Annotated in this window: 17 protein-coding genes; 7 read left to right on the top strand and 10 right to left on the bottom strand. The window is 67.5% G+C overall.

All coding sequences use genetic code 11. From position 1 onward, the window contains the following. Window positions 1-8: 8 nt before the first annotated feature. Together F804_RS0109630 and F804_RS0109625 are read left to right on the top strand one after the other, a co-directional pair. A complete protein-coding gene (locus tag F804_RS0109630; protein WP_022707543.1) occupies window positions 9-458 on the top strand; it encodes a F0F1 ATP synthase subunit epsilon in 450 nt (149 codons plus the stop codon). Between the two features lie 102 nt (window positions 459-560). Further along, window positions 561-914, top strand: a complete 354-nt coding sequence (locus F804_RS0109625; protein ID WP_022707542.1) for an H-type lectin domain-containing protein — start codon at window positions 561-563, stop codon at window positions 912-914. Window positions 915-917: 3 nt separating this feature from the next. Here the strand turns inward: F804_RS0109625 and F804_RS0109620 are convergent, their stop codons facing one another. Together F804_RS0109620 and F804_RS0109615 are read right to left on the bottom strand one after the other, a co-directional pair. After that, the gene (locus F804_RS0109620) at window positions 918-1,682 is read right to left on the bottom strand and encodes an alpha/beta fold hydrolase (RefSeq protein WP_022707541.1); all 765 of its coding nucleotides are present in this window, start codon (window positions 1,680-1,682) and stop codon (window positions 918-920) included. Then, window positions 1,679-2,278, bottom strand: coding sequence for a 2-hydroxychromene-2-carboxylate isomerase (locus F804_RS0109615; protein WP_022707540.1), 600 nt, complete (start codon window positions 2,276-2,278; stop codon window positions 1,679-1,681). Before F804_RS0109615 ends, F804_RS0109620 begins: the two co-directional genes overlap by 4 nt. 81 nt (window positions 2,279-2,359) lie before the next feature. On the opposite strand from F804_RS0109615, the gene F804_RS0109610 reads away from it, so the two are divergent. After that, window positions 2,360-3,376: a ribose-phosphate pyrophosphokinase gene (locus F804_RS0109610; protein ID WP_028725829.1), complete on the top strand. Its 1,017-nt coding sequence runs from the start codon at window positions 2,360-2,362 to the stop codon at window positions 3,374-3,376. A gap of 37 nt (window positions 3,377-3,413) precedes the next feature. On the opposite strand, the gene purD is transcribed toward F804_RS0109610, so the two are convergent. After that, a complete protein-coding gene (gene purD, locus F804_RS0109605; RefSeq protein WP_022707538.1) occupies window positions 3,414-4,670 on the bottom strand; it encodes a phosphoribosylamine--glycine ligase in 1,257 nt (418 codons plus the stop codon). A gap of 62 nt (window positions 4,671-4,732) precedes the next feature. On the opposite strand from purD, the gene xseA reads away from it, so the two are divergent. After that, window positions 4,733-6,298, top strand: a complete 1,566-nt coding sequence (xseA, locus tag F804_RS0109600; protein ID WP_022707537.1) for an exodeoxyribonuclease VII large subunit — start codon at window positions 4,733-4,735, stop codon at window positions 6,296-6,298. On the opposite strand, the gene eda is transcribed toward xseA, so the two are convergent. Further along, entirely contained in the window at window positions 6,295-6,939 is a 645-nt protein-coding gene (gene eda, locus F804_RS0109595; RefSeq protein WP_022707536.1) for a bifunctional 4-hydroxy-2-oxoglutarate aldolase/2-dehydro-3-deoxy-phosphogluconate aldolase, read from the bottom strand. The genes xseA and eda overlap by 4 nt on opposite strands. Before the next feature lie 246 nt (window positions 6,940-7,185). Here eda and rpsB point away from each other — a divergent pair, with 246 nt between their 5' ends. Both rpsB and tsf read left to right on the top strand, forming a co-directional pair. Beyond that, the gene (rpsB, locus tag F804_RS0109590) at window positions 7,186-7,953 is read left to right on the top strand and encodes a 30S ribosomal protein S2 (protein WP_022707535.1); all 768 of its coding nucleotides are present in this window, start codon (window positions 7,186-7,188) and stop codon (window positions 7,951-7,953) included. A gap of 84 nt (window positions 7,954-8,037) precedes the next feature. Then, window positions 8,038-8,916, top strand: coding sequence for a translation elongation factor Ts (gene tsf / locus F804_RS0109585; RefSeq protein ID WP_022707534.1), 879 nt, complete (start codon window positions 8,038-8,040; stop codon window positions 8,914-8,916). 192 nt (window positions 8,917-9,108) lie between these two features. Here the strand turns inward: tsf and F804_RS16945 are convergent, their stop codons facing one another. Continuing rightward, entirely contained in the window at window positions 9,109-9,879 is a 771-nt protein-coding gene (locus tag F804_RS16945) for a helix-turn-helix transcriptional regulator (protein WP_156845227.1), read from the bottom strand. A 182-nt stretch (window positions 9,880-10,061) separates the two neighbouring features. Between F804_RS16945 and F804_RS0109575 the strand changes: the two genes are divergently transcribed. Beyond that, the gene (locus F804_RS0109575; protein WP_022707532.1) at window positions 10,062-10,646 is read left to right on the top strand and encodes a (d)CMP kinase; all 585 of its coding nucleotides are present in this window, start codon (window positions 10,062-10,064) and stop codon (window positions 10,644-10,646) included. Here F804_RS0109575 and ade read toward each other — a convergent pair. The 5 genes from ade to F804_RS0109550 form a co-directional block, all read right to left on the bottom strand. Continuing rightward, the gene (gene ade / locus F804_RS0109570) at window positions 10,643-12,337 is read right to left on the bottom strand and encodes an adenine deaminase (RefSeq protein ID WP_022707531.1); all 1,695 of its coding nucleotides are present in this window, start codon (window positions 12,335-12,337) and stop codon (window positions 10,643-10,645) included. The two genes, F804_RS0109575 and ade, sit on opposite strands and share 4 nt — an antisense overlap. A 73-nt stretch (window positions 12,338-12,410) precedes the next feature. Further along, window positions 12,411-13,040, bottom strand: coding sequence for an imidazole glycerol phosphate synthase subunit HisH (gene hisH, locus F804_RS0109565; RefSeq protein ID WP_022707530.1), 630 nt, complete (start codon window positions 13,038-13,040; stop codon window positions 12,411-12,413). Then, window positions 13,040-13,627, bottom strand: a complete 588-nt coding sequence (gene hisB, locus F804_RS0109560; RefSeq protein WP_022707529.1) for an imidazoleglycerol-phosphate dehydratase HisB — start codon at window positions 13,625-13,627, stop codon at window positions 13,040-13,042. The genes hisH and hisB overlap by 1 nt, the downstream gene beginning before the upstream one ends. A 47-nt stretch (window positions 13,628-13,674) precedes the next feature. Then, window positions 13,675-15,006, bottom strand: a complete 1,332-nt coding sequence (locus F804_RS0109555; RefSeq protein ID WP_022707528.1) for a TrkH family potassium uptake protein — start codon at window positions 15,004-15,006, stop codon at window positions 13,675-13,677. A 2-nt stretch (window positions 15,007-15,008) separates the two neighbouring features. Next, window positions 15,009-15,665, bottom strand: coding sequence for a potassium channel family protein (locus tag F804_RS0109550; RefSeq protein ID WP_022707527.1), 657 nt, complete (start codon window positions 15,663-15,665; stop codon window positions 15,009-15,011). Window positions 15,666-15,781: the final 116 nt, after the last annotated feature.

Raw genomic sequence — 15,781 nt, 5'->3', positions numbered from 1 at the left:
GGGGCGATATGGCCGATACCATGCAGTTCGACCTCGTGTCGCCGGAACGGAAGCTTGTCTCCGTTCCCGTGCGCGAGGTGCGCCTGCCGGGCAATGACGGCGATCTGACCGCCATGCCCGGCCATGCGCCCGCGATCGTGACCCTGCGTCCCGGCATGGTGGTTCTGGTGGGTGCCGACGGCGCCCAGCAGGAATTCGCCGTGACCGGCGGCTTTGCCGAGATCAACGCGGATTCGGTCAGCCTGCTGGCAGAGCGCGGTCACCCGCGCGAGGAAGTCACGCAGGAAGTCTTCGACGAGATGATGCGCGACGCGCACCGGGTTCACCGCTCGGCGCAGGACCGTCGCGAGCATGTCGGCGAAGAGGTCGTGACCGCCGCCGTCAAGCTTCTGGGCGACATGCAGGCGCTCGGGTCGCATATCGGGCTGGACCCGAATTCGGCGACCGTGCCCGACTGATCGTCAGCCTTCGGTTGATTGCAAGGCCCCGGCGTTCGCGCCGGGGCTTTTTCTTATGGCACCCAATCGGTTAAGCGTGCATGATCGACGCCTCCGGGGGGAATGAAGATGCTGCGTGTCAATACTGGCGAATTGGGGATCCTGCAGGGGCAGGAAATGCTCGTGACGGATTTCGACACGAGCGGACCTTTCTGGACCGAGACCGGCGACCGCGAGGTCCGCGCCCATATCGACTTTCCCGAGCGCTTCCTGCGCCCGCCCGTCGTTCAGCTGTCGGTGACGATGTGGGACCTGGACAGCGACCGCAACCAGCGGGGCGACCTGCGTCCCGAGAACGTGACGGCCGCCGGCTTCGACATCGTGTTCCACACCTGGGGCGATACGCGGATCGCCCGGATGCGCGTGGGCTGGACGGCCATCGGCGCGCTTCCGGACGAACACGACTTCATCCTCTGACGCTCAGGCCCGATCGAGGTTCACGTCGATCAGACCTGCCAGTTGATCGGGATGGGTGATGGGCAGCATGTGCCCCGCACCCGGTACCGAGGCCCGACCGACATCCTGCAGCCGCGCGGCCAGCGCATCGGCGATGTCGTGGACGACCGTGGGGCTGTCGTTGCCCGTCACGATCATCACCGGCGCGTCGATGGATTCCAGGCCGCCGTCGCGCAGGATGCGCGCGGCATCGTTGCGCAGCGTGTCCCCGGTGTCCGCGACCAGCGCGATCTGGTCGCGTATCGGGGCGGGCAGGGCGTCCGGCTGCGGACCGCCCCAGACCGACAGGAAGCTGCGCGCCGCGCCTTCGATATCCCCGCGTTCCAGCATGGCCGCCATCTCGGCGTCCCGCGCGTCCTGTTCGGGGCTGGGCGCGGCGGCGAACAGCACGGGTTCCACCAGGGTCAGGCTGCGCACGGCCTCGGGGGCGGCGACGGCGATGCGCAGCGCCACGGTCGCGCCGATGCTGTGGCCCACGATGTCCAGCGGCCGCTGGATGAAGCTGGCCGCGATCCGCGTGACGGCGGTGTGGAAATCCGGATCGCCCTCGGCCGGGGTCCAGGGGTCGCTTCGGCCATGGCCCGGCATGTCGAAGCCGCGCAGGTCCAGCCGCCCGCCAAGCGCCTGCGCGACCGGCCCCCAATAGGATCCGCTTGCCATCATGCAGTGCAGCGCAAGGCCCGGGCGATCCTCGTCGCCGGGCCAGTGGCGCAGGTGGATGCCGCTCATAGCGCGGCCAGATGCCGGTCGAGGAAGTCGATCCGGTCCTGTCCCCAGAAGCGCTGGTCGGTCTCGCGCACGATGTAGAAGGGCGTGCCGAAGGCCCCCGCCGCCACGGCCTCTTCGAGGTTGCGGGCATAGGTTTCCGCCCCGACCAGAAGGCCGCTGTCCACCAGGTTCGGATCGAAGCCATGCGCGCCCAGCACGTCGCGCAGCACGGCGTCGTCGCTGATGTCGCGTTCCTCGGCCCAGCAGGCGCGCATGATGCCGTGGACCAGCCCGCCCAGATCGCCGCCGCCGGCCTTCTGCGCCGCGATGACCGCATAGGAGGACGGCGCCATGTTTACCGGCCAGAAGGCGGGTTTCTGGTTCATCTCCATGCCCAGATGTTCGGCCCAACGCGGGATTTCCTGGTTGCGGTACTCCTGCCGGTTCGGGTGGCGCTTGGCGGGGCCGACGCCGCCGGTGCGGTCGAACAGCTGGATCACGTCCAGCGGCTTGTAGGTGATCGTGGCGCCGTGACGTGCCGCGACCTCTTCCAGCCGTGTGCCGGCAAGGTAACACCAGGGGCTGATCGTCGCGAGATAGTAGTCGATATGGGCCATGGGGGTCCTTTCGGGGTTTGCCGCAGGCTATCGCGGTGGTAAGCGGTCCGCAATCTGCCCGAACTCGCCAGAGGCCCGATGATGCCCGTCATGACCGAACCCAAGCTGATCTCCGGAAACGCCAACCGCCCGCTTGCCAGCGCCATCGCGCGGCGGATGTCCATGCACCGCGGGATGAGCGTCAACCTGCTCGATGCCCGCGTCGAGCGGTTCAACGATGCCGAGATCTTCGTCGAGGTCTACGAGAATGTCCGCGGCGAGGACATGTACATCATCCAGCCGACCTCGAACCCGGCGAACGACAACCTGATGGAACTGCTGATCATGGTCGACGCGCTCAAGCGTTCGTCGGCCGCGCGGATCACCGCAGTGATCCCCTATTTCGGCTATGCCCGCCAGGACCGCCGCGCCAAGGCGCGCACGCCCATCAGCGCCAAGCTGGTCGCGAACCTGCTGACCGAGGCCGGTGTCGACCGCATCCTGACGATGGACCTGCACGCGGCCCAGATCCAGGGCTTCTTCGACATCCCGGTCGACAACCTCTATGCCGCACCGGTCTTCGCGCTGGACGTGCAGCACCACTTCAAGGGCCGCATGGACGACATGATGGTCATCTCGCCCGATGTGGGCGGTGTGGCGCGTGCGCGTGAACTGGCGACCCGGATCGGCGCACCGCTGGCCATCGTGGACAAGCGCCGCGAGAAGGCGGGCGAGATCGCGGAAATGACCGTCATTGGCGATGTCGAGGGCAAGAGCTGCATCATCGTGGACGACATCTGCGACACCGCCGGAACGCTGTGCAAGGCCGCGCAGGTGCTGATGGACAACGGCGCGACCGAGGTTCACGCCTATATCACCCACGGCGTCCTGTCCGGCCCCGCGGTCGAGCGTGTCAGCAAGTCGGTGATGAAGTCGCTGGTCATCACGGATTCGATCCAGCCGACCGAGGCTGTCCGCAACGCGCCCAATATCCGCATCGTGCCGACCGCGCCGATGTTCACGCAGGCGATCCTGAACATCTGGAACGGCACCTCGGTCAGCAGCCTGTTCGAGACGGACACCCTGCTGCCGATCTACGAAGGTCTCTACAACACCTGAGAATGAAACGGCGCCCCGTGGGGCGCCGTTTTCGGTTTTACAGGGCGCGCCAGCCGATATCGCGGCGGCAGAAGCCCTCGGGCCAGTCGATCGCATCGACCTGCGAATAGGCGCGCTGATGCGCCTGCGACAGGGTCTCGCCGCGCCCCGTACAGGTCAGGACACGCCCGCCCACGGCGACGGTCGCGCCGTCCTTCTGGGCGGTGCCCGCGTGGAAGGTCATGCGGAAGCTGTCCTCGTCCAGCGCCTCCAGCCCCTGGATGACCGAGCCCTTCTCGTACACCCCCGGATAGCCCTTGGCAGCCATCACGACGGTCATGGCGTGATCGTCGGCCCAGGTCACGCGGGTATCGGCCAGCGCGCCTTCCGCGCAGGCCAGCAGCAGGTCCAGGATCTGCGCGCCAAGGCGCATAATCAGCACCTGGCATTCCGGATCGCCGAAGCGGACATTGTATTCGACCAGCCGCGCCGTGCCGTCCTTGATCATCAGCCCGGCATAGAGCACGCCCTGGAACGGCATGCCGCGCCGCGCCATCTCGGCCACGGTGGGGCGGACGATCCGCTCCATCACCTGCTCCTGCAGCGCCTCGGTCAGGACGGGTGCGGGGCTGTAGGCGCCCATGCCGCCGGTGTTCGGGCCGGTATCGCCTTCGCCCACGCGCTTGTGGTCCTGGGCGGTTCCGACGGGCAGGCAGTCGGTGCCGTCGGACAGGATGAAGAAGCTGGCTTCCTCGCCCTCCATGAATTCCTCGATCACGACCGAGGTGTCGCCGAATTCGCCGTCGAAGATCGCGTCGATGGCGGCGTGGGCCTGCTCGACCGTCTCGGCCACGGTGACGCCCTTGCCGGCGGCCAGCCCGTCGGCCTTGATCACGATGGGCGCGCCCTGCGCGGTGACGTAGTCGCGGGCCTGCGAGCCGTTGTCGAAACGCGCCCAGGCGGCGGTCGGGGCGTTGCAGGCGTCGCAGACCTCCTTGGTGAAGGTCTTGGACGCCTCGAGCTGTGCTGCGGCCTGGCTGGGGCCAAAGGTCAGGAAGCCCGCGTCGCGCAGCGCGTCGGACACGCCGGCGGCCAGCGGGGCCTCGGGGCCGATCACGACGAAGTCGATCGCGTTCTCCTGCGCGAATTCCAGCACCTCGGCGCGGCTCTCGATATTCAGCGCGGCGCATTCCGCGACATTCGCGATGCCCGCATTGCCGGGCGCGACGATCAGCCTGTCGCATTTGGGGTTCTGCCGGATCGCCCATGCCAGCGCATGTTCGCGCCCGCCGCTTCCCAGGATCAGGATGTTCATCTGCCGCCCTTTCGCTTGACCTGCGGGCGTTCTAGTCTGCCCCCAAGCAGGGAACAAGGCGCATGGATCTTTTCGAGGACGACGACGACAAGCCGGGCAGCAACGCCCATGAATTCACCGTGTCGGAACTGTCCGGCGCGGTGAAGCGCAGCATCGAGGACCAGTTCGGCCGCGTCCGCGTCCGGGCCGAGATCGGGCGCGTGTCGCGTCCGGGGTCGGGGCACCTGTATTTCGACCTCAAGGACGATCGCGCGGTGCTGGCCGCCGTGACGTGGAAGGGGCAGGCCGCGCGGCTGGCCCACCGCCCCGAGGAGGGGATGGAGGTGATCGCCACCGGTCGCCTGACGACCTTCCCCGGCCAGTCGAAATACCAGATGATCGTGGACCAGATCGAGCCCGCAGGCGCCGGCGCGCTGATGGCCATGCTGGAGAAACGCCGCAAGGCGCTGGCCGCCGAGGGGCTGTTCGACCAGGATCGCAAGCGGCCCTTGCCCAGCCTGCCGCGCGTGATCGGGGTGGTGACCTCGCCCTCGGGGGCGGTGATCCGCGACATCCTGCACCGCCTGCGCGACCGCTTTCCGACGCATGTCGTGATCTGGCCCGTCGCCGTCCAGGGCGAGGCCTGCGCGGGCCAGGTGGCCGCCGCGATCCGAGGCTTCAACGCGCTGCCAGATGGTGGGCCGATCGCGCGGCCCGACCTGCTGATCGTCGCACGCGGGGGCGGCAGCCTCGAGGACCTGTGGGGCTTCAACGAAGAGATCGTCGTGCGCGCCGCCGCCGAGAGCCGCATCCCGCTGATCTCCGCCGTGGGGCACGAGACCGACACCACGCTGATCGATTTCGCATCGGACCGACGCGCCCCGACCCCCACCGCAGCCGCCGAGATCGCGGTCCCCGTGCGCGCCGAGCTGTCGGCCCGACTGGCCGATGCGGGTGCGCGCATGGCGCGGTCCGGCACGCAGATGATCCAGCGCCCGCGTCAACGGCTGCGCGACCTGTCCCGCGCCATGGGCCGGCCCGCCGCCCTGACGGACGGGGCGCGGCAGCGGCTGGACCTGCAGGGCGCGCGGCTGGAACCGGCGCTGCGCCAGCTTGTTCGGATGCGGCGGCAGCAGCTGGCCTCGCGGCCGATCCCTGCGGCCACGCTGCGCCAATACGCGGCGGCCAAGCGGCACGGCCTGGAACGCGCCGCCGGACGGCTGGACATCGCCCGTCAGCGCAGGCTGGAACGCCCGCGCGACCGCGTGGCGCAACTGGCCGAGCGGTTGGAGGCATCGCTGCGCCGGATCGCGGGAACCACGCGGCGCGCGGCGCAGGACCAGCGGCAGAAGCTGGGGCAACTCGCCGACCGGCTTGCGGTCGCGCAGCGGCGCGACATGGCCGGGCGCAAGGACGCGCTGGCCCGGCTGGACCGGATGCGCCAGACGCTCGGATACAAGGAAACGCTGAAGCGGGGCTTTGCGGTGGTTCACGGCCCGGAAGGGGTGCTGACCGAGGCCGCGCAGGCCGCGAAGACGCCGCAGTTCCGGATCGAGTTCCACGATGGCAGCGTCGAGGCGCGCCCCGCAACCGCCCCGTCGAAGCCCGGGCGGCGCAAGGCACCGCCCGAACAGAAGAGCCTGCTTTAGTCGCGGCGCAGGGCCGCGGCGGTGCGTGCGCGGCCCTCGATCGCGGACCAGTTACCGTGGTTCATGTCGTTTTCGGTCACGATCCAGCTGCCGCCCACGCAGACGACGTTCGGCAGCGACAGGTAATCCGTCGCGTTGTCGGGCGAGACGCCGCCCGTCGGGCAGAAGCTGACCTTCGGCAGCGGACCCGCCAGCGATTTCAAGGCAGGGGCGCCGCCCACGGCCTCGGCCGGGAAGAACTTGAGCATGTCGAAGCCCGCATCGGCGGCGCGCATGATCTCGGACGCGGTGACGGCACCGGGCAGCAGCGGCAGCTCGAGATCGGCGCAGGCGTCGATCAGCCGGTCCGTCAGACCGGGCGAGACCGCAAAGCTGGCCCCCGCATCCTTCGCGCGCTTGGCGTCGTCGGGCGTCAACACGGTGCCTGCACCGACATGACCGCCCGCGACCTGCGACATCGCGCGGATCGAATCCAGCGCGGCATCCGAACGCAGCGTGACTTCCAGCACGGGCAGCCCGCCCGCGACCAGCGAACGCGCCAGATCGGCTGCCTTGGCCGCGTCCTTGATGACGATCACCGGGACGACCGGGGCCAGCTGGCACAGCGCGCGCGTCTTCTGGGATTGCTGTTCGGGGGTCATGATACACCTCGGATCTGCTATGATGGCGCCGAAACTGGACCGGGGGGGCGCTTGATGCAAGCGAAAGCGCCGCCATGCACGGGCTTTGCGCGATTCGCGCTTGCATCCGCGCGGTTTCGACTGTAACGCGCACACACTTCACAGGCAGGGGAGGGCCATTGCGGGAGAAATCCGCAAGCGGTCCACCGGTTGGGGCATCCGCCCTGAGACCCCCTGCCAAGGCGCAAACCGGAAAGGAACCAAGATATGGCGCTTCCCGAATTCTCCATGCGTCAGCTGCTCGAAGCTGGCGTTCACTATGGTCACCAGACGCAGCGCTGGAACCCGCGGATGGCCGAGTTCATCTATGGCGACCGCAACGGCATCCACATCGTCGACCTGACGCAGACCGTCCCCATGCTGGACGCCGCGCTGAACGTCATCCGTGACACCGTCGCCAAGGGTGGCCGCGTCCTGTTCGTCGGCACCAAGCGCCAGGCGCAGAAGTCGATCGCCGAAGCCGCCGAGAAATCGGCGCAGTTCTACATGAACCACCGTTGGCTGGGCGGCACGCTGACCAACTGGAAGACCGTCAGCCAGTCGATCAACCGCCTGAAGGCCATCGACGAGACCCTGGCCGGCGGCGCCGACGGTCTGACCAAGAAAGAGCGTCTGCAGCTCGAGCGCGATCAGGAAAAACTGACCGCAAGCCTCGGCGGCATCCGCGACATGGGCGGCCTGCCGGACCTGCTGTTCGTCATCGACGTGAACAAGGAAGACCTGGCGATCGCCGAAGCCAAGAAGCTGGGCATCCCGGTCGTCGCCGTCGTCGACACCAACTGCTCGCCGGATGGCGTGGACTACATCATCCCGGGCAACGATGACGCGGCCCGCGCGATCTCGCTGTATTGCGACCTGGTCAGCCGCGCTGCCCTGGACGGCATGTCGGCACAGATGGGCGCCGCAGGCGTCGATCTGGGCTCGCTGGCAGAAGCTCCCGAAGAGCTGGCCGTCGAGGAAGAAGCCCAGGCCTGATCGGCCCGCGGACACGCGATTTCATCGAATTGTCGTCAGGCGGGGATATCCCCCGCCTGAACGCTTGAACACAAGGAGACGGACATGGCTATCACCGCTGCTATGGTGAAAGAGCTGCGCGAGACCACCGGCGCAGGCATGATGGACGCCAAGAAGGCGCTGACCGAGAATGACGGCGACATGGAAGCCGCCATCGACTGGCTGCGCACCAAGGGTCTGGCCAAGGCCGCCAAGAAGTCGGGCCGCGTCGCCGCCGAGGGCCTGGTCGCCGTCGCCGTGCGCGAAGGCCGTGGCGTTGCCGTCGAAGTGAACTCGGAAACCGACTTCGTCGGCAAGAACGAAGAGTTCCAGAACATGGTCCGCAAGATCGCGGAAGCCGCGCTGAACGTGGACGATGTCGAGGCGCTGAAGAACGAGAAGATCGACGGCAAGCCGGTTTCGGAAATCCTGACCGACGCGATCGCCAAGATCGGCGAGAACATGACGCTGCGCCGCATGGTCACCGTCGAGGCGCCGATCGTCGTGAACTATGTTCACAACGCTGCTGCCGAAGGCATGGGCAAGATTGGCGTGCTGGTCGGCCTGGAAGGCGGCAACGAGGAAATCGGCCGCCAGATCGCGATGCACGTCGCTGCGACCTCGCCCGCCTCGCTGGACGAGACCGACCTCGACGCCGCCCTGGTGCAGCGCGAGAAGGACGTCCTGACCGAGCAGGCGCGCGCATCGGGCAAGCCCGAAGCCGTCATCGAGAAGATGATCGAAGGCCGCATGAAGAAGTTCTTCGAAGAGGTCACGCTGACCGGCCAGAAGTTCGTCATCAACCCCGACCTGACCGTGGCGGAAGCCGCGAAGGAAGCGGGCGCGACGATCAAGGCCTATGCCCGCGTCGAAGTCGGCGAAGGCATCGAGAAGCTGGAAGAGGATTTCGCAGCCGAGGTCGCCAAGACCCTGGGCAGCGCCTGATCCCTTCGGGTTCCATCCGGAACACGGGAATGCCGGTCCTTCGGGGCCGGCATTCTGCGTTTCGGGTGTCGCGGAATTCGATGGATGCTCCGGTGGCGATGCCAGCCAAAGGCAACATGACCGGCATCGCCTGTTCCTGACACTTGCGTGTCACCACTCACGGAACAGGCGCATGCTGCCTGAAAAGGGCAGTCACCCCAATTGGCGGAAATCCTTACCGTTGCCCTGCAGCAGCGGTTGCTTGGCCACGCTGTCGCCATGGGCGAACAATTGCTGCGTCACATGGGCCTTCAGCACGGCCTGCGGCGTGGTCTCGACCCCCAGGTTCTCGCGCGCAAGGCGCAGGTGCTTTTCGACCGTGGCGACGGTGATGCCCAGGATGACGGCGATCTCGGACACGGTCTTGCCCAGGGACCGCCACAGCAGCACCTCGCGCTGGCGCGGCGTCAGGTCGCGACCGGCCGTGCTGCGCGACAGGGTGGCGATGCGCATGTGCAGGACGTTGGCCAGCAGCTCCATCGCGTGGCCGGACTGGTGCCACAGCTCGGTCAGGTGCCCCTCGGAGGCATGCCTGCCCGCCCAGAGAAGCACGACCCCGCAGCTGTTCAGCACCGTCCCGTAGAGGCTGATGGCCTGCACCAGCCCCAGCCCCTCGCCGATGAGGCGTTCGAACATGGCGGGGTTGCCCAGCTCCTGCGAGATGGCCGCCGCCGAGATCACGCCGGTCGTCCGGATGGTCCGGTCGATCAGGTCCTGCGCCGTCAGCTCCATGTTCAGCGATCGCGGCAGGTTGCCCAGAAGCAGCGGCGCCTCTCTCAGGCTCGGGAGCGGGATGTCGGTCGCGAAGCTTGCGCGATATTGGACAAGGCGATACCCGTAATGGTTGCTTGCCTTGATGAAACAAGCATTTGCGTCATTAATTGACGCAGCCGAAACAATGCCGTGGATGAATTCTGTAAGCATAATGACCTGGAAACGACAAACAAATAACAAGACCAGTAAGCATTCCATCGGCCTGAAACTCAAGTGAATTGAGGAATTGTGCAAACCTGACGCCGCCCTGTTGCAACAGCGCACGGCGCTTCGCGCTGGACCTGCAGGCGGGGGCTGTGGCAATCAGTGCGCGACGGAAAAAGGATGGACGGATGCCCTTCACGATCGCGATCGACGGACCTGCAGCCTCGGGTAAGGGGACGATCTCGCGCGCGATTTCGGCGCATTTCGGGTTCCGGCACCTGGATACGGGGCTGCTCTATCGTGCGATCGGGGCGATGGGGGGCGATCCGATCGCGGCTGCGCGCGCCTTGGTGCCGCAGGATCTGGACCGGCCCGATCTGCGCACGGCGCAGGCGGGGCAGGCCGCCAGCCGGGTCGCCGTCATCCCCGAGGTGCGCGCGGCGCTTGTCGATTTCCAGCGCCGCTTCGCGCTGGAGGAACCGGGCGCGGTGCTGGACGGGCGCGATATCGGCTCGGTCATCTGCCCGGACGCGCGGGTAAAGCTGTATGTCATCGCCTCGGACGAGGTGCGGGCCGCCCGCCGCGCGGCCGAGCTGGGCGCCGACCCCGCGCAGATGCTGATCGAGCTGCAGGAGCGTGACCGCCGCGACAGCGAACGCGCCGCGGCACCCCTGCGTCCCGCCCCGGATGCCGTGATGCTGGACACCAGCGCGCTGACCATCGACCAGGCCGTCGAGCGGGCCATCGCCGAGGTCGCGCGCGTCCGCGGTTAACCGATGATCTCGAACCGGTTCACGTCGACCATGCCGCGGTCGGTGATCTTCAGCGCCGGGATGACCGGCAGGGCCAGGAAGGCCAGCTGAAGGAAGGGTTCCTCCAGCGTGGTGCCAAGGGTGCGGGCCGCGGCGCGCAGATCGACCAGGCGGTCGCGCACATCCTCGAACGGATCGAGGCTCATGAGGCCCGCGATGGGCAGGGGCAGCTCGGCCAGCACGCGCCCGTCGCGGACGACGACGAAGCCGCCCTCGATTTCCGACAGGCGGTTCGCGGCCAGCGCCATGTCGTCGTAATCCATGCCCACCACGGCGATGTTGTGATGGTCGTGGCACACGGTCGATGCGATGGCCCCGTGCCGCAGACCGAAGCCCTGCACGAAGCCCGTGGCGATGTTGCCGTTCCTGCCGTGACGCTCGACCACGGCGATGCGGACCAGGTCGCGGCCGGCATCGGGGCGCTTGTCGCCATCGACCGGCGCGATGCGGTGGGTCAGGTGCTCGGTGATGATCTTGCCTTCGAGGATGCCGATCACCGGCGTCTCCTCGGCATTGCCGCTGCAGCGGAAATCGTTCGGGGCAATCACGGGCGCCTTGACCGACCCGCGGCCCGGCGCAGCGACATGACCGCGCGCGCCAAGCGCCGCGTCATCCACCACGCGCCCGCCCGCGATCACCAGCGACGCGCGGCAGTCGTCCAGATCGGGCATGGCCACGATGTCGGCGCGCAGCCCCGGCGCGATCAGGCCGCGATCCTTCAGGCCGAATGCCTCGGCCGCCGACAGGCTGGCCGCGCGATAGACCGCAAGCGGGGGCACGCCCCGCGCGATCAGGCGGCGGATCATGTAATCCAGATGCCCGTGCTCGTCGATGTCCAGCGGGTTCCGGTCGTCGGTGCACAGGCACATGTAGGGGCTGGTGCGTTCGCTCAGCAGGGGCGCCAGCGCCTCCAGGTCCTTGCTGACCGAGCCTTCGCGGATCAGCACGCGCATGCCCTTCTGCAGCTTCTCGCGCGCCTCCTTGGCGGTGGTGGCCTCGTGTTCGGTGCGGATGCCGGCGGCGACATAGGCGTTCAGGTCGCGGCCCCGCAGCTGCGGGCAATGCCCGTCGACATGGCCGCCCGCGAACAGGCGCAGCTTGGCCATCGCCGCCGGATCGCGATGGATCACGCCGGGATAGTTCATGAACTCGGCCAGCCCGATCCCCGAGGGGTGGTTCATCACCTGCGCCAGATCATCGGCCTCGATCCGCGCGCCGGCGGTCTCCATCTCGGTCGAGGGGACGCAGCTGGACAGCTGCACGCGCAGGTCCATCAGCAGGTGTTCGGACGCCTGCTGGAAATATCGGATGCCGTCGAGGCCGATGACATTCGCGATCTCGTGCGGGTCGCAGATGGCGGTGGTGACGCCGCGCGGGGTCACGCAGCGGTCGAATTCGAAGGGCGTGACCAGGCTGCTTTCGACATGCAGATGCGTGTCGATGAAGCCGGGGACCAGCACCATGCCCGACACGTCGATCACCTGCGCGCCGTTGTAATCGGCGGCGATCCCCGCGATCCGGTCGCCGCAGATCGCGACATCGCCTTCCAGCAGGTCGCCCGTCACCAGGTCCAGAACGCGCCCGCCCCGCAGGACCAGCTCGGCCTGCATGTCACCCCGGGCCTGCGCGATGCGGCGTTCCAGATCGTCCATGTCGTCATCCTTGCTGAATCGAAGGCGCCAACAAACCGGAATGCGGGGGCCGCGTCCAGCCCCCGCGGGCGCCTCAGGGGTTCCAGCGCAGGAAATTGGCGATCAGGCGCAGCCCGATATCCTGAGACTTCTCGGGGTGGAACTGCGTGCCCACGATGTTGTCGCGCCCCACCACCGCGGTCACCGGCCCGCCATATTCGGCATGGGCCAGCAGATGCGCCGGATCGGTCACGCGGAAATGCCAGCTGTGCACGAAATAGGCGTGATCGCCCGTGCGGATGCCGTCCAGCACCGGGTGCGGGTGATCGACCATCAGGTCGTTCCAGCCCATATGCGGCACCTTGAGGCCCGGCGCGTCAATGGCCACGACCTCTCCTCCAATCCAGTCGAGGCCGGGGGTCTGGCGATATTCGTGCCCGGTCGAGGCCAGCATCTGCATGCCGACGCAGATGCCCATGAAGGGCTTGCCCTGCACCAGCACCGCCTCGCGCAGGGCCTCGGCCATGCCATCGACCTCGCCCAAGGCGGCGCGGCACGCGGGGAATGCCCCGTCGCCCGGCAGCACGATCCGGTCGGCCTTCAGCGCGGTATCGGGGTCCGAGGTGACGATCACCTCGGCGCCGATGTCGCGACCCATCTTCTGGAACGCCTTTTCCGCCGAATGCAGGTTCCCGCTGTCGTAATCGACCAGTGCGACGCGCATCACAGCGCCCCCTTGGTCGAAGGCAGGACGCCCGCCATGCGGGGATCGGGCTCGACCGCCTCGCGCAGGGCGCGGGCGACGGACTTGAAGGCGGCCTCGGCGATGTGGTGGCTGTTGATTCCGTGGATTCGGTCCACATGCAGCGTGATGCCGCCATGCGTGGACAGCGCCTGGAAAAATTCGCGCACCAGTTCGGTGTCGAAGCTGCCGATCTTCTCGGTCGGGAAATCGACGTTCCAGACCAGGAAGGCCCGGCCCGACAGGTCCAGCGCCGAGGCGACCTGCGCGTCGTCCATCGCAAGGTGGAACCGGCCATAGCGGCGGATGCCGGTCTTGTCGCCGAGCGCCGCGACCAGCGCCTGGCCGATGGCGATGCCGGTATCCTCGACCGTGTGGTGGTCGTCGATATGCAGGTCGCCCGTCGCGCGGATGGTCATGTCGATCAGCGAATGGCGTGCCAGCTGGTCCAGCATGTGATCGAAGAAGCCCACGCCGGTCTTGTTGTCATAGACGCCGGTGCCGTCGAGGTTCAGCGTGACCTCGATCTTCGTCTCGGCAGTGGTGCGGGTGATCGTCGCCTGACGCATGGGGTGTCCTTCCTGATTTCTCGGGCCTTATAGGCCGCGCGGGGCCGTCAGCCAAGATGCACCTGACCTGCCGGGTAGCGCACACGCGGCACCATCCGCGTCGCAAGGAAGAACCCCAGTGTCAGCGGCCCGACCCGCCCGAGGAACATCACCACCATGATGACCGCGCGCCCGAAATCCGTCAGTTCGGCCGTGTATCCGCGCGACAGGCCCGTTGTGCCGAAGGCTGATGCGACCTCGAAGGCGATATCGACGAATTCGCCGTCATGGCTGATGATCAGCACGAACATCGCGGTGAAGATCACCATCGACGCGATCGAGATCAGCGCCATCGCCTTGAGCACGTCGCCAAGCGGGATGGACCGCCCGAAGGCCCAGATCTCGGTCCGGCGGCGCAGGAAGGCCATCGTGGCCAGCACCATCACCACCACGGTCGTGACCTTCAGTCCGCCCGCGGTCGAGGTCGGCCCGCCGCCGATGATCATCAGCGCCATGTACAGAAGCGACGTCGAATCGTGCAGCCCCCCGATATCGGTCGAGTTGAAGCCCGCCGTGCGGGGCGTGACCCCCTGGAACCACGCGATGGTCAGCCGCGCCGTCGCGCTGTCGTATTGCGCCAGCGTGGCGGGGTTGTTCCATTCCAGGATCGCGGTCAGCCCGACGCCCAGCACGATCAGCACGGCCGTGCCCACGACCATCAGGCGGGTGTGCAGGCTCCACCCCCGCCAGAAGCGGCGGTTCGCAATGTCGCCCACCACCACGTATCCGATGCCGCCCAGGATGAAGAGACCGGGGATCACCACGTTGACCACCGGGTCCAGCGCATAACCCGTCAGCCCCGCCGAGAAGGTCGAGAAGCCCGCGTTGTTGAACGCCGAGACCGAATGGAAGATCGCGTGCCACAGCCCCTCGGCCAGGCCGTGATGGGGCATGAAGGACAGGCATAGCAGCATCGCGCCCGCGATCTCGGCCATCAGGACGACGCGCAGGATGGTCCAGACCAGCGATGTCAGCTTGCTGTACGAGGTCTGGTTCAGGTCCTCGCGCAGATAGGCGCCGTGGGTGATGCCGATGGGCAGGCCAAGCGCGGACCAGACCATGACCGCAAAGGTCATCAGGCCCAGCCCGCCCAGCTGGATCAGCACCGTCACTACCAGCTGCCCCCAGAAGGTCAGCACGGTTTCGGTGTCGATCACCGCCAGCCCCGTCACCGTCACCGCCGAGGTCGAGGTGAACAGCGCGTCCATCAGCGTGATCGGCACCCGCGCCATCGGCGGCAGCATCAGCGCCAGCCCGCCCAGCACGATCAGTGCCAGGTATCCCGCCGCAAGCACCGCGGGCGGCGGCGTGCGCGACAGCCACCGCGACAGCCAGCGCATGGTCACAGCTGGTCGCCGAACCGGGTCAGGTCCGTCCGCTTGCCCAGAAGCAGCAGCCGGTCGTTGGCCTGAAGCGGCCTGTCGTCCAGCCGCAGGTTGCAGAACTCGGTCCCGCGCATCAGGCCCAGCACCTCGATCCCGTTGCCGATATGCAGGTCCTTCAGGTGACGCCCTGCCAGGCGCGGGGGGATCAGCAGGTTCACCACCGAGAAGCCGTTCCCCAGGCTGACGTAATCCTGCACCGCCGGGTTGTTCAGCATCTGCGCGGTGTGGCGGCCCATCTCCAGCCCCGGCAGGACGACGCGATCCGCGCCGATCTTGGACAGGATGCGGTGATGGGTCCGGCTTTCGGCCTTGGCCCAGACGGTGCCCACGCCGATGACGCGCAGGTTCATCGCGGCGATGACGTTGCTTTCCAGATCATTGCCGATGGACACCAGCCCCACGTCATAGCGGTCGACCCCCGCCTCGCGCAGCGCGCCCTCGTCGGTGGCGTCCAGGATGACGCTCTGGGGCAGGGTCTCGGCCAGGGCGGCGACGCGGCGCGGATCCTTGTCCACGCCCAGGACCTGGTTGCCGAAACGCGCCAGTTCCGAGGCCACGACGCTGCCGAACGACCCGAGGCCGATGACGACGAAACTTCTGGACTGCTTTCCCATTCGACCTCGCTCCGGGCAAAACGCGTGGATGCTGTATCCGGGCCCGGATGGAAGTCAAGCGGGACCGAAGGTTCCATGAAATCGGGAACTTTCCGGCGATTGGTGGCCTTCTTGAC

The sequence above is a fragment of the Paracoccus zeaxanthinifaciens ATCC 21588 genome (assembly GCF_000420145.1).
In the GTDB taxonomy this organism is placed as follows: Bacteria; Pseudomonadota; Alphaproteobacteria; order Rhodobacterales; family Rhodobacteraceae; genus Paracoccus; species Paracoccus zeaxanthinifaciens.
The sequence above is the reverse complement of the archived record's forward strand: the minus strand, read 5'-3'. Positions and strand labels throughout refer to the sequence as shown.